General features: G+C 37.8%; 13 protein-coding genes and 1 other annotated feature. Of the genes, 10 read left to right on the forward strand and 3 right to left on the reverse strand.

What is annotated here, in order from left to right; genetic code table 11:
* The first annotated feature begins 44 nt into the window (after positions 1 to 44).
* Positions 45 to 569: a 4'-phosphopantetheinyl transferase family protein gene (locus SNE38_RS13455; RefSeq protein ID WP_191702860.1), complete on the forward strand. Its 525-nt coding sequence runs from the start codon at positions 45 to 47 to the stop codon at positions 567 to 569.
* A gap of 75 nt (positions 570 to 644) precedes the next feature.
* On the opposite strand, the gene SNE38_RS13460 is transcribed toward SNE38_RS13455, so the two are convergent.
* The gene (locus tag SNE38_RS13460) at positions 645 to 1,097 is read right to left on the reverse strand and encodes a CoxG family protein (protein ID WP_191702859.1); all 453 of its coding nucleotides are present in this window, start codon (positions 1,095 to 1,097) and stop codon (positions 645 to 647) included.
* Positions 1,098 to 1,394: 297 nt separating this feature from the next.
* Here SNE38_RS13460 and argF point away from each other — a divergent pair, with 297 nt between their 5' ends.
* Positions 1,395 to 2,360, forward strand: coding sequence for an ornithine carbamoyltransferase (gene argF / locus SNE38_RS13465; protein ID WP_191702858.1), 966 nt, complete (start codon positions 1,395 to 1,397; stop codon positions 2,358 to 2,360).
* 275 nt (positions 2,361 to 2,635) lie between these two features.
* Here the strand turns inward: argF and sspI are convergent, their stop codons facing one another.
* Positions 2,636 to 2,845, reverse strand: coding sequence for a small acid-soluble spore protein SspI (gene sspI / locus SNE38_RS13470; RefSeq protein WP_191702857.1), 210 nt, complete (start codon positions 2,843 to 2,845; stop codon positions 2,636 to 2,638).
* A gap of 128 nt (positions 2,846 to 2,973) precedes the next feature.
* Between sspI and SNE38_RS13475 the strand changes: the two genes are divergently transcribed.
* The 7 genes from SNE38_RS13475 (at position 2,974) to pheT (ending at position 12,166) form a co-directional block, all read left to right on the forward strand.
* Positions 2,974 to 3,735 carry a TrmH family RNA methyltransferase gene (locus tag SNE38_RS13475; RefSeq protein WP_191702856.1) on the forward strand — a complete coding sequence of 254 codons (762 nt, stop codon included), beginning with the start codon at positions 2,974 to 2,976 and terminating at the stop codon, positions 3,733 to 3,735.
* Between the two features lie 612 nt (positions 3,736 to 4,347).
* Positions 4,348 to 5,235, forward strand: coding sequence for a cytochrome aa3 quinol oxidase subunit II (gene qoxA, locus SNE38_RS13480; protein ID WP_191702855.1), 888 nt, complete (start codon positions 4,348 to 4,350; stop codon positions 5,233 to 5,235).
* A gap of 37 nt (positions 5,236 to 5,272) precedes the next feature.
* The gene (gene qoxB, locus SNE38_RS13485) at positions 5,273 to 7,237 is read left to right on the forward strand and encodes a cytochrome aa3 quinol oxidase subunit I (protein WP_191702854.1); all 1,965 of its coding nucleotides are present in this window, start codon (positions 5,273 to 5,275) and stop codon (positions 7,235 to 7,237) included.
* Positions 7,237 to 7,836: a cytochrome (ubi)quinol oxidase subunit III gene (locus SNE38_RS13490; protein ID WP_191702853.1), complete on the forward strand. Its 600-nt coding sequence runs from the start codon at positions 7,237 to 7,239 to the stop codon at positions 7,834 to 7,836. Before qoxB ends, SNE38_RS13490 begins: the two co-directional genes overlap by 1 nt.
* A 3-nt stretch (positions 7,837 to 7,839) precedes the next feature.
* Entirely contained in the window at positions 7,840 to 8,121 is a 282-nt protein-coding gene (qoxD, locus tag SNE38_RS13495; RefSeq protein WP_191700527.1) for a cytochrome aa3 quinol oxidase subunit IV, read from the forward strand.
* A 68-nt stretch (positions 8,122 to 8,189) separates the two neighbouring features.
* Positions 8,190 to 8,419, forward strand: a binding site (T-box leader).
* 286 nt (positions 8,420 to 8,705) lie between these two features.
* The gene (gene pheS, locus SNE38_RS13500) at positions 8,706 to 9,743 is read left to right on the forward strand and encodes a phenylalanine--tRNA ligase subunit alpha (protein WP_191702852.1); all 1,038 of its coding nucleotides are present in this window, start codon (positions 8,706 to 8,708) and stop codon (positions 9,741 to 9,743) included.
* Between the two features lie 17 nt (positions 9,744 to 9,760).
* On the forward strand, positions 9,761 to 12,166 hold the full coding sequence (gene pheT / locus SNE38_RS13505) for a phenylalanine--tRNA ligase subunit beta (protein WP_336046682.1): 2,406 nt from the start codon (positions 9,761 to 9,763) through the stop codon (positions 12,164 to 12,166).
* 55 nt (positions 12,167 to 12,221) lie between these two features.
* Here the strand turns inward: pheT and SNE38_RS13510 are convergent, their stop codons facing one another.
* Positions 12,222 to 12,698, reverse strand: coding sequence for a nucleoside-diphosphate sugar epimerase (locus tag SNE38_RS13510; RefSeq protein ID WP_191702850.1), 477 nt, complete (start codon positions 12,696 to 12,698; stop codon positions 12,222 to 12,224).
* A gap of 126 nt (positions 12,699 to 12,824) precedes the next feature.
* Here SNE38_RS13510 and SNE38_RS13515 point away from each other — a divergent pair, with 126 nt between their 5' ends.
* Positions 12,825 to 13,364, forward strand: coding sequence for a hydrolase (locus tag SNE38_RS13515; protein ID WP_191702849.1), 540 nt, complete (start codon positions 12,825 to 12,827; stop codon positions 13,362 to 13,364).
* Positions 13,365 to 13,536: the final 172 nt, after the last annotated feature.

A 13,536-nucleotide genomic window follows, 5' to 3' on the forward strand; every position in this document is an offset into this window, starting at 1 on the left:
AGTCAAAAACTTTTAATACATCCCTTTTTAGGAGAATTTATGTTATGAAAGTATATTTGGAAAATAAGTGGAAGACAAAAGTGGATTCTAACAGCCCAAAAGAAATATGGGCGACCGAATTAATAAAAGACCGGTTAGGTAATGTGGCCATTCAAAAAGATTCAAATGGGAAGCCTTTTATTTTAAATTCTTCTTCTTTTATAAATTGGTCACATAATGATGATACGTTAATTTATGTATTAAGCGAGCAAGGTAAAGTAGGCATAGATATAGAAAAAGATGATTTAATCTATAATGAACATTTGTATTCTTGGATTTTGCATAAAGATGAAATACAAAAAATAAAAGAAGGAACTACATTTTCTGAGATTTGGACGAGGAAAGAAGCCATATTGAAATGTACGGGAGAAGGTATTAATGAAAACATGGCTCATTTCAGTAGTTATCAAAAGATGAGATTCACTGTAAAGACTATTTTTATGAATAATCTATGTATTAGTATATGCAGTGAATTTGATGAGAAAATTGAATTTTTAATGGATTATACAATATCCTCTAGCATAGAGTAATTGAAGTTAACGTAAAAAACATTAATTTTCTCGGAAGGAAAAAATTAATGTTTTTATTTTACCCACATCCTCTAGTTACTTTACGCTATGTAACTCAGTGAGCTTTGTTTCAATAGAATTGATTAAATCTTTTGTTGCTTGCGGTACGAAGGTTTCTAAAACAGAGTTAATCATTATGCCCATAAATCCACCTGCAGATAGATCCAAGCTACCCGTCACTTGCACAGAATCACTACTGTTTTCAGAAAGCTTAAAGTAGCCACTGCCTTCAAAGTTATCGGAAAGCCCTTTTAAGTCGAATTTCACTTCAGACAGCTCAGTGAATTCTTTCATATCAACCTGAAGCTTAATCGTCTTTTTCGTAAAGCCTAAATCTGCTAAGTAAATCCACGTAAACTGTGATTCATTTTGTACTTCATGCGCAATATAACCCGGCATTAAAGGTGCCCAATTATTATAATCCTTTAAAAAGTCCCATGTAACTTGATTAGATAACGGTAAATTAACTGTATGTGTAGCATTTGGCATAATGATTCCTCCTTATAATTCTTTACTATCGTTTTAAGTGAATTTCCACAAAAAAACAACTCTTTAAAATATTATGCTTAAAAGTTAATGGAAATTCAATGGTAAATTAATAATTTTCTACCTGTAAAACACAAAATTGTCGTTTAAGTAATTTTTTCGTCATAACCGTCTAGATAGTGAATATGTATAATTATTGAATAATTTAATTAATTATAAAAATTTATATTAATTCGCTTGATTTAATAAATATGCATATGTATAATGAAAATCAAGATAAAGCTTACAGAGGTGTGTTATATGAAATTATTGGAAGAGGTTCAATTGAAGCCTGTTGAAAGTCTGAAGGGAAAAGACTTATTAACACTACTTGATTATACAAGTGAGGAAGTAAAGCAATTACTTGAGCTTGCTACACAACTGAAAACAGTTACTAAAGCGGGGAAATGTCCACGTCTACTAGAAGGTAAGACACTTGGCATGATTTTTGAAAAAAGCTCCACTCGTACTCGTGTATCCTTCGAGGTTGGCATGATACAGTTAGGTGGATATGGAATGTATATGAATGCGCGTGATATGCAAATAGGGCGTGGGGAACCAATATCAGATACAGGGCAAGTATTGTCTGGGTATTTGGATGGTATTATGATTCGTGCTAATTCCCATGCGATGGTTGAAGAGTTAGCTGAGTATGCTACAGTACCGGTTATTAACGGTTTAACAGATCTCGATCATCCTTGTCAGGCATTGGCGGACCTTGAAACAATTGCTGAAAATAAAGGCGAGCTAAAAGGATTGAAAATAGCGTACATTGGTGATGGCAATAACGTGGCGCATGCGCTTATCGTTGCTGCTGCGCATGTTGGAATGCATGTATCTGTTGCGACTCCAGTAGGGTATGAATGTAATGAAAGTATTATCGAAAAAGCGCAATACATTGCTTCCCAAAATGGGGGGACAGTATTCGTAACGAATGACCCAGTAGAAGCAGTAACTAATGCTGATGCCATATATGCAGATGTATGGACTTCAATGGGTCAAGAAGAGGAAACGGAAAAACGATTAAAAGACTTTACTGGTTATCAAATAAATGATGCACTAGTTGCGCATGCTAAGCCAGATTATATGTTCTTGCATTGTTTACCGGCACACCGTGAGGAAGAAGTTGCGACATCAGTTATTGATGGACCAAATTCCTATATATTTGAGCAAGCGGAAAATCGTTTACATGCTCAAAAAGCAGTTTTAGTATCTTTATTAGCTTAAAGATCAAGTAGAGGGTGTACTGCGGGTTGTAGGCACATCTGCTTCCATACAGATTTGCAAGCAGGTAGAGCGAGCAAATTATGTAGTAGTCCAATACGAATCATAACGGGAGACGCTGTGACGATTTATAGCAGGATTACAGGTGATGTATGTATTCAAGATGGAATGCTTCATCGCTACATAGTAAAAGCAATCTGGGAGACGCCAGATTGCTTTTTGTTTGTATAAAAAAATGTAAACATCACTTTATATACTAGCAATGGAACATACTAATTTTAATTAACAAATTGTTGGGCCAATTTTTGGGTGAATTCATTACGTTCATTTTCACTTGCGCTCTTCCACCATGTTTCTAAAAATACTCCTAGTCCAGGCAATAAATGTTCCTCACCTCGTGCAATTGCATCATTAACAATATCCTGAAATTCTGCTGCATCAGAACCCATTACGTTTGCAGTAATAGCTTGCCGAATCTGAAAATCCATATGAATATGAAACCTCCTTTTCCCATACTTTGTACCAATTTATCAACTTTATACATTGCATCGCGGTATAGATTACGAAAAATTTATGATAGAATGTAAATTCGAGTACTGAAAAAGGACGGGAAATTATGAAAAGAATTGAATCAACACAAAATGGTCTAGTGAAGCATTGGAAAAAGCTTGTTACTCAGCGTAAAGAGCGGGAAAAAACAGAAGAATATATAGTAGAAGGATTCCACTTAGTAGAAGAAGCTTTAAAGCACAAAGAGCAAATCGTTCAAGTTATTGTTCGAGAAGGCGTTGATTTGCCGTTATTATGGGCGATTGACGATGTGACATTAGTATATGTTAACGATGCAGTTGCAAAGGAAATTGCAGAAACTGAAAAATCCCAAGGTGTATTTGCACATTGTAAACAGCGCCCTATTCCGCAGGATGAACAATATGATTGGCGCAAAGTGCTCTTAGTGGACGCAGTACAGGATCCTGGTAATATAGGAACAATGATTCGAACTGCTGATGCAGCGGGAATAGATGCAGTCATTTTAGGAAAAGGATGTGTCGATGCTTTTAATCCAAAATCATTGCGTTCTGCACAAGGCTCACATTTTCATATTCCAGTTATCCGAGGGGACTTAATGGAATGGATTGAAAATTTACAAGCGGATGGTGTTCGTGTATACGGTACTTCATTAGAAGAATCGATATCCTATAGAGAAATTGAAAAAAGTGATGCATTCGCACTAATAGTAGGGAATGAAGGGAGCGGTATAAATCCGCAAATTTTGGCTAAGACAGACCAAAATGTAATTATTCCGATTCTAGGTGGTGCAGAATCTTTAAACGTAGCTGTAGCTACCGGGATTTTATTATATGCTTTTGTAAAATAAAACAAAAAAATATACAGGGGTTTCATAGAATCTTCACACCTATGAAACCCCTGTATTTTGGTATTTACAGGCAGTTTTATGTAAATAAATCCAGTAAAATAGGGCAAATGGATTTTTCTGATTAGTCCCAAAAGAATTACTTCATTATGTTCATAGAAATGTCATTTTTGAAATCGAACAGTTTATTTGCTCGCAATTACGCGGTTTTACTGTGTTTTTCGACATTATTTTAAAATACTAATAAATAAAGGTGCGAAAATAGTAAGAAATAAGGTTTTTTTCCAATTTGATGTTTTGACACTTATTTGTTGTTTCACTAAAATCTAAGTAGGTTAGACAAGCGCTTTAAATTTCCGCACGAAAAATAAAAATATAATGCTTTCGAAAATTTTGTGCAAACTGTTAATTATGGACTTCAATCTAAAATTCCAACTTGGTAATGATGGATTGGGGGATTATCCATTGTATTTAACACTATATGCATAGTGTTAAAAGTTGTAAGTGAATTTATTCAATTGAATTGCACTATTTTCACTATTTTATTTTCGCTCTCAGATGAAAGCGCTTAAGCAAGATCTAACAAGCTTTATTTAATTGGAAAGGAGTCCAACTATGAAAGTAAATATGAAGGGAACATTACTCTCTTTCATGGGACTAGGAGCTATTTTATTAGCAGGCTGTAACGACAAGTTAGCAGTACTTGATCCTAAAGGTCCTCAAGCTCAAAGACAAGCCGACGACACAATGTTATTAATTTATTTGATGTCAGGGATTGTTCTAACAGTATTAGCAATTATGGTATTTATGTTAGTTAAGTACCGCGCTTCAAAACAAAGTCCAGATTATGAGCCACCGCACATTCACGGTCACTGGCTTGTAGAAACAATTATGATTGGTATTCCTGTAATTATCGTTATTTTCTTATCGTTCGTATCTGTTAAGAGTAACTATATTGTAGAAAATGTTCCTCAAGCATACGAAGATCAGGAACCATTAGTAATTTATGCTTCATCATCCAACTGGAAATGGCATTTCAGCTACCCAGAGCAAGGAATTGAAACAGTAAACTACTTATACATTCCTGCTGGACGAGCAATTGAATTTAAACTATATTCTTACGGTCCAATTACAAGTTTCTGGATTCCACAACTTGGTGGTCAGAAATACGCGATGGCAGACATGGTAACAACTTTACATTTAGCTGCTGATAACCCAGGCGAATTCTGGGGACGTAACGCGAACTTCTCAGGTCGTGGTACAGCAGAAAATATATTTGATGTAACGGCCTTAACGCAAGCAGAATTTGACGAGTGGGTAACAGAAGTTCATGAAACGGCTGCACCTCTAACAGAAGAAAAGTTTGAAGAATTATTGGAGCCAGGTCATCTTGGTAAGTCAACTTACACAGGTACTCATTTAGAGTTCTCACCAGCTCCTGAACACAACCACGATTCTTCAGATGAAGATGAAAAAGAAGAAGAGGATCACTCTTCACATTAATTTTTGAAAGTAAGCACTTTTGAAAGGAGTAACTACTATGTCGGAATTTTTTGCACAGTTTGCAGTTCCACACCCAAGTACCTTGATTTATATCGCAATGGCTTCAATAGTTTTAGGAAGTATCGCGTTAGTAGCTGTTGTTACTTACTTTAAATTATGGGGTTACTTATGGCGTGAATGGATTACAACTGTTGACCATAAAAAAATCGGTATCATGTATTTAATCGTCGCTTTAGTAATGCTATTCCGCGGCGGTGTCGATGCCGTAATGATGCGTTTACAGTTAGCTGTTCCAGAAAACAGCTTCTTAGATGCACAACACTATAACGAAGTATTTACAACTCACGGGGTAGTAATGATTTTATTCATGGCAATGCCATTCATTACTTTCTTCTTTAACTATTTAGTACCATTACAAATCGGGGCACGTGACGTTGCGTTCCCACGTTTAAACAACTTAGCATTCTGGTTATTCTTCATGGGTATGGGATTATTTAATATCTCATTCATTATCGGTGGATCACCTGATTCTGGATGGACTTCTTATTTCCCATTAGCGGGTAATGAGTTCAGTACATCCGTTGGTACAAACTACTACATGCTCTCGCTGCAAATCGCGGGTCTTGGTACGTTATTGACAGGTATTAACTTCATAACGACAATCTTTAAAATGCGTGCACCAGGTATGACATTATTCAAAATGCCAATGTTCACTTGGTCAGCACTTATTGCAAACTTAATTATCGTATTTGCATTCCCAGTATTAACAGTAGCTTTAGCTATGGGTACGATGGATCGTCTATTCGATACTAAGTTCTTTGCTATCGGAGACGGTGGTATGGACATGCTTTGGGCCAACCTATTCTGGGTTTGGGGTCACCCTGAAGTATATATTTTAATCTTACCGGCATTCGGTATTTTCTCTGAAGTTATTTCGACATTCTCACGTCGTAATTTATATGGCTATAACTCAATGGTATGGTCAATGATCGTTATTTCAGTATTCTCGTTCGCTGTATGGACTCACCATTTCTTTACAATGGGTCAAGGTGCATTCACGAACTCGATTTTCTCAATTACAACAATGGCTATCGCCATCCCAACTGGGGTTAAGATTTTCAACTGGTTATTCACAATGTATAAAGGGAAAATTGAGATGACAACGCCGATGTTATATGCGATGCACTTCATTCCTTTATTTACATTAGGTGGGGTAACAGGTGTTATGCTTGCGATGTCAGCAGCTGACTACCAATACCACAACACAATGTTCTTAGTAGCTCACTTCCATAACGTGATCATTCCTGGTGTTGTTTATGCGATGTTAGCAGGTTTAACGTTCTACTGGCCAAAAATGTTTGGTTTCATGTTAAATGAGCGTATCGGTAAAGCAACAGTTTGGGTAATGTCTACAGGTTTCGTACTAGCGTTCATTCCAATGTACATTACTGGTTTAGATGGTCAAGCTCGTCGTATGTACACATATTCAGAATCAACAGGTTTCAGCATGTTAAACATGTTATCATTCGTTGGTGCTGGTATTATGTCTGTTTCATTCTTAATGCTTGTATGGAATATTTGGTACAGTTTCAAAAACTCTCCACGCGACATCGGTTCAGATCCATGGGATGCACGTGGTCTTGAGTGGGCGACACATACGCCAATTCCACACTATAACTTTGCAATTACTCCAGACGTAACTGATTCAACTTCAGAAGCATTCTGGGATTCTAAGAAAAATGGCACGAAGTTATTCAAAGGTGAAATTAAAGATATTCACATGCCAAATAACTCAGGTCAAACATTTATATTATCAGTATTCTTCTTCATCGGTGGTTTCGCTCTAGTATTCAGTATGTTTACTTTAGCAATCATCAGCTTAATCGGTATTTTAGCTTGTATGGGTTACCGTTCTATGGAGGACGACCATGGCTATCATATCCACAAACATGAAGTGGAAGAAACAGAAAAAAGCTATGACAAAAAAGGAGGTGCGAAATAATGGGTAAAGTAAATAACAATGTTCCTTTAGAGTATTCTACTGAAGAAAATAGCTTAAAAATCTTTGGTTTTTGGACTTTCCTAGGTGCGGAGATTATGTTATTCGGAACATTATTCGCATCGTACTTCACGCTAGTGGATCGTACAGGTAACGGTCCAACTGCTGCGGAAATTTTCGAAATTACTCCAGTATTAGCAGAGACATTCATCCTGTTAACATCAAGTTTTACAATTGGTTTAGCCATACATGCCATGCGTCTAGGTAGTAAAAAAGCGACGTTGACATTTATGGGGATTACATTACTACTTGGTGCGGCATTCTTAGGTGTAGAGATTTATGAATTCGTACACTATGCACATGTAGGTGCAGGTATTACTGTAAGTGCCTTCACTTCAATTTTATTAACAACTTTAGGAACTCATGGTCTTCACGTAACGTTCGGTTTATTCTGGGGTATCTTCCTTATGATTCAAATCGCTAAACGTGGTCTGACTTCTGTAACAGCGGGTAAAGCATTCGTATTCTCACTTTACTGGCACTTCCTAGATGTAGTTTGGATCTTCATCTTCAGTTTCATTTACTTGAAAGGAATGATGTAATCTATGGCAAAGTTCTTTCCAATAGGCCAAATTATGGGCTTCGTATTTTCACTGATTTTAACAGTGATTGCAATGCTTGTTTACTTCACAGATATGTCATTCACAACTGGAATGATCATCCTGTTAGTAACAGCATTCATTCAGGCAGGTTTACAGTTCATGGTATTCATGCATGCTGGTGAAACAGAAGACAAATGGGCTATCTACTCAAACATCATTTACGGTATTGGTTTAATTGTACTTACTATTTTAGGTACATTGTTAATTCTAATCTGGGATATGTAATCGTTAAAATTTCTCCAGCTAGTTGAAAAGTATTCAGTAATACATTAAACTAGGTGGAGAATATATTACGAAATGCTTTGACCGGGAAGAGTAGGTATACAACATTTGTTTTAGGGAATGCAAGCCAATGACTGAAAGCTTGCTAACAAATTGTATAGTGAAGTTCACCCCGCGAGCAGCATCCGGGATCCACTTGTGGTGAAAGGATTGCCGGCTAGACATAGTCGTTAGCTCCAATGAAGTGATTGCTTAACGCAATAACTAGGGTGGTACCGCGAAACTCGTCCTCGTCCCTTTCTTAGGGGACGAGGTTTTTTTATTTTCAAAAATGTAAATAAAGTTGTAAATTTGATTATTTATTAACACAAACTAGTTGATTGGAGTGGAGGTTCGACTCCTGCGGGAATAGCGTGACAGTGCTTCTGCGGTGGCCGCAATAAATTGCCGCCATCCTCGGCGCAAAGAATTAGAGACAAACAAGTTTGACTCTAATTCTTGCCCGCGGAAAGCGTAACCGCAACGGAAATCAACGTATTCAAAGGCAGAACATTATTTGCAAAACTTAATAAGGAGGACTTTGTAAAATGGAACAACAATTAAAGCAATTAGAACAAGAAGCATTAGCCAAAATTACTGATGCTGGCGATTTAAAAGCATTAAACGAAGTTCGTGTTGCGTACTTAGGTAAAAAAGGACCAATCACGGATCTTTTAAAAGGAATGGGGAAACTTTCAGCTGAAGAACGCCCGAAAATGGGTGCCCTTGTGAACACCGTACGCGAAAATGTAACAGCTGAGCTTGAGAAAAAGGTAGCTGCATTAGAAGAGGCGGCAATTTTAGCACAGCTTGAAAACGAATCAATCGATGTAACATTACCAGGTGCAAAAGTACGTGCAGGAAACCGCCATCTTTTAACACGCGTAATTGAAGAAATTGAAGATTTATTCCTAGGAATGGGATACGAAATTGTAGAAGGTCCGGAAGTAGAAAAAGACTACTATAATTTTGAAGCGATGAACTTGCCTAAAGGTCATCCAGCTCGGGATATGCAGGATTCATTCTACATTTCAGAAGAAACATTATTACGTACACATACTTCACCAGTACAGGCACGTACGATGGAAGCCAAAAAAGGCGAGCCGATTCGTGTAATTTGTCCAGGTAAAGTATTCCGTCGTGATACAGACGATGCAACACATTCTCATCAATTCATGCAAATTGAAGGTCTTGTAATTGGTGAAAATATTCGCATGTCAGATCTTAAAGGTACTTTGGATGCCCTTGCGAAAAGAATGTTCGGTGCAGAACGCGAAATTCGTTTACGTCCATCATTCTTCCCATTCACAGAGCCATCTGTAGAAGTGGACGTATCTTGTCATAAATGCTCAGGTAAAGGCTGTAACGTATGTAAACAAACAGGCTGGATCGAAATTTTAGGTGCCGGTATGGTACATCCGAACGTACTTGAAATGGCTGGATATGATTCAACGGTTGTTTCAGGTTTCGCATTCGGAATCGGTGCCGAGCGTATCGCAATGTTAAAATACGGTGTGGATGATATTCGTCATTTCTATACAAATGACACGCGCTTCTTATCACAATTCCACCAGGCAGAAGTGTAAGAAGGAGGACAATATAAATGTTAGTTTCATTAAAATGGTTAAGTCAATATGTAGATATTTCTTCTTTAGAAGCAAATGAATTAGCAGAAAAAATTACGCGTGCGGGGATTGAGGTAGACGCAGTAATTGACCGTTCACTAGGGATGTCAAATGTTGTAGTTGGTCATGTTGTATCAAAAGAAAAGCACCCGGAAGCAGATAAATTAAATGTGTGCCAAGTAGACGTTGGCGAAGAAGAACTTCAACAAATCGTTTGTGGTGCTCCAAATGTAGATGCAGGTCAAAAAGTAATCGTAGCGCGTCCAGGTGCGAAATTACCTGGAGGCATTAAAATTAAAAAGGCAAAATTACGTGGTCAAGAATCGAACGGTATGATTTGTTCACTTCAAGAGTTAGGCATTGAAGGTCGGCTTGTGCCAAAAGCTTATGCTGAAGGAATTTATGTTTTACCTGCAGATTCAACTCCAGGTGCGGATGCATTAGAAGTTTTAGGCTTACGTGATACAGTACTTGAGCTTGGTTTAACACCCAATCGTTCGGATGCATTAAGTATGCTTGGTGTTGCTTATGAAGTAGCAGCAATTTTATCTCAAGATGTAAAATTACCGAAAATTAATTATACAGCTTCAGCTGAAAAAGCGGCAGATGTATTAAAATTAACAGTAGAAGATAAAGAAGCAAACCCAATGTACGCAGCGAAAGTTGTGAAAAACATTGAAGTAAAAGAATCTCCATTATGGTTGCAGCATGCGCTAATGGCAGCAGGTGTACGCCCATACAATAACGTAGTCGATATTACAAACTACGTATTAATGGAGTACGGTCAACCATTACATGCGTTCGACTATGACAAGTTAGCAACTGGTGAAATCGTTACACGTATGGCTCGTGAAGGGGAAGTGATGACGACTCTTGATGATCAGGAGCGTAAATTACAACCACATAACCTTGTTATTACAAATGGTCAAGAAGCTGAAGCAGTAGCAGGTGTTATGGGCGGTGCTAAATCAGAAGTATCAAATACTACAACGACAGTAGTAATCGAATCTGCATACTTCAACCCAGCATCTGTACGTCGTACTTCAAAAGAAATTGGCTTACGTTCGGATTCTTCTGCACGTTTTGAAAAAGGTGTAGATCCGAACCGTGTCCTTCCTGCTGCTGAACGTGCAGCACAGTTACTTGCTGAATTAGCAGGGGGAGAAGTACTGGAAGGTACAGTGCTTGTTGATGAGTTAGATAAGACACCAGCCCGTGTAGTTGTATCACCTGACTTCATTAATGGCCGCTTAGGTATGAAGATATCTTTAGAGGATATGCTGTCCATTTTAGAGCGCTTAAAATTTGATGTGGAAGCAGTTAATGGTTTATTAATCATTGATGCTCCGACACGACGTCAGGATATTAAAATTCCGGAAGATATCGTGGAAGAAATAGCACGTATGTATGGCTACGATGAGATTCCTGTAAGCTTACCGGCGAGTGATCAAGTTGGCCGCTTAACGCCATATCAAGCAGGACGCCGTATTGTACGTAATGTTATGGAAGGAGCAGGTCTATACCAAGCAGTAACTTATTCTTTAACTTCTGCTTCCCATGCTCAAAAGTTTGCTCTAAAAGCTGAAGAGACGACAAAGTTATTAATGCCTATGTCTGAAGAGCGCTCTACACTACGTCAGAGCTTAATCCCTCACTTAGTAGAGGCGGCAAGCTATAACGTAGCACGTCAGGCGGAAACAGTGGCATTATATGAAATTGGTTCTGTATTCCTTGGTCAAACTGCGGAAGAACTTCCATTTGAAGAAGAGCACTTGGCACTTGTATTAACAGGTAAATGGATTGATAATACATGGCAAGGTGAGAAGAAAAACGTTGATTTCTTCGTTGCAAAAGGTATTGTAGAAGCGGTATTTGCAAAATTAGGCTTATCTTCTCGTGTAGGCTATGTAAAAGCGCAAGTAGACGGCTTACATCCTGGTCGTACAGCTGATGTATTATTGGATGGCGAGAAAGTTGGGGTCATTGCTCAGCTTCACCCACAAGAGCAAAAGGCATTTGATGTAAAAGAAACGTATGTAGCCGAATTAAACTTGCATGCCATTTTAAGTGCGACACAAGAAGAGCTTGTTTATTCAATGATTCCGCGCTTCCCGGCAATGAGCCGTGATATCGCATTAGAACTGGATATAGCGACTCCAGCAGGCGAAATTGTAAGCATTATTAAAGGTGCAGGCACTTCTTTATTAAAGGATGTAAAAGTATTTGATGTATATGCAGGGGAAAAAATGACGGCTGGTAAAAAATCAGTGGCATTCTCATTAACATACTTTGACCCAGAGCGTACACTAACAGATGAAGAAGTAGTTGCAGCACATAATAAAGTATTAAAAGCATTAGCACAAGCTGGCGCAGAAGTAAGATAATTTCATAAATATATTTAAAACCCGAATGCACAATTTTTTAGCATTCGGGTTTTATTTACGGTTGAATTTGTTTATCAGACTTTGTCATTCCTACAATTGTGCCGATTAGACCACTGATTGTATGTACGATGCCAAAAGTGTAAAAGTTTAAAAAGACATGGTTTGTATATTCATTTAAACCTGGAAACCCAAAAATGACAGAGCCGGGTGTACTCGTGTCGCCTCCAAGCGAAGCATATACACTATCTTTAAAGTCAATTGCATAAAAAATCAAAACAACGAGCAGAGCAACGCCAAATATAAAATAGATCATCCGCATTATATGATCTTTAGCATTGCGCGCGCTTACAACAAAAAAGCGATATGTAATAAATAAGCTTAATAATATAAATGGTGCGACAAGTGCTAAACCAAGTGCACCAAGATTACCGCCATCGGCAACATCATCTGGCTTAACCGTAAAAAAGTGCTGAATAATCATTACACCAAATAAACTAATGCCCAAACTTATGAGCCAACTAAGACGTAGCATGTAAATCCTCCATTTCTATTATCACTATACATGGTACTCTATTTCGTTTCAATGCAGACTATAGGATTCTTTTATCCGATAAATTCAGTATAATATAGTAGAATGATGTAAAGGGGAGGAATTTTAATGCTTAAAAAAGAAGAAGCGGTACTAGTACTTATTGATATCCAGGGGAAATTGGCCCAAATTGTCGATGAAAGTGAATTTATCATAAACAATATAGCCAATGTGGTACAAGGGGCAAAGCTACTTGAGTTACCAATTTTATGGCTTGAGCAGTATCCTAAGGGGCTCGGAGCAACAGATGAACGTATTGCAAAACATTTAGAAGATGAAAAACCAATCGAAAAAATTACGTTTAGTGCATACGATACAGAGGAGTTTGTACGTGCTTTAGAGCAAACGGGGCGCAAAAAAATTCTACTAGCTGGCATTGAAACACATATTTGCGTCTATCAAACGGCTGCACATTTACTTGCGAATGGCTATGAAGTGGACGTGCTGGCAGATTGTGTATCGTCACGTACTGCACGGAACAGTGAAATAGGCATACAGAAAATGGTACAACTTGGAGCTACCTTAACAAGCGTAGAAATGGCCTTATTTGAAATGCAGCAAGTGGCAAAAGGCGACGTATTTAAAACAATCAGTAAATTAGTGAAATAAGAGGGAAAAGGTTAGCGACAACTGAACTGAACCCCGAATAGTGGACACTTTAAAAAAAGTGACCTATTCGGGTTTTTTCTATTTTCATTACTAGAAATCCTCGTTATACTGACCATACGATTTAAGAACGGGAGAACATCATGAGTAAAATAATTTTTAACGAATACCAACG

This window comes from Solibacillus ferritrahens (genome assembly GCF_037027585.1).
In the GTDB taxonomy this organism is placed as follows: Bacteria; Bacillota; Bacilli; order Bacillales_A; family Planococcaceae; genus Solibacillus; species Solibacillus ferritrahens.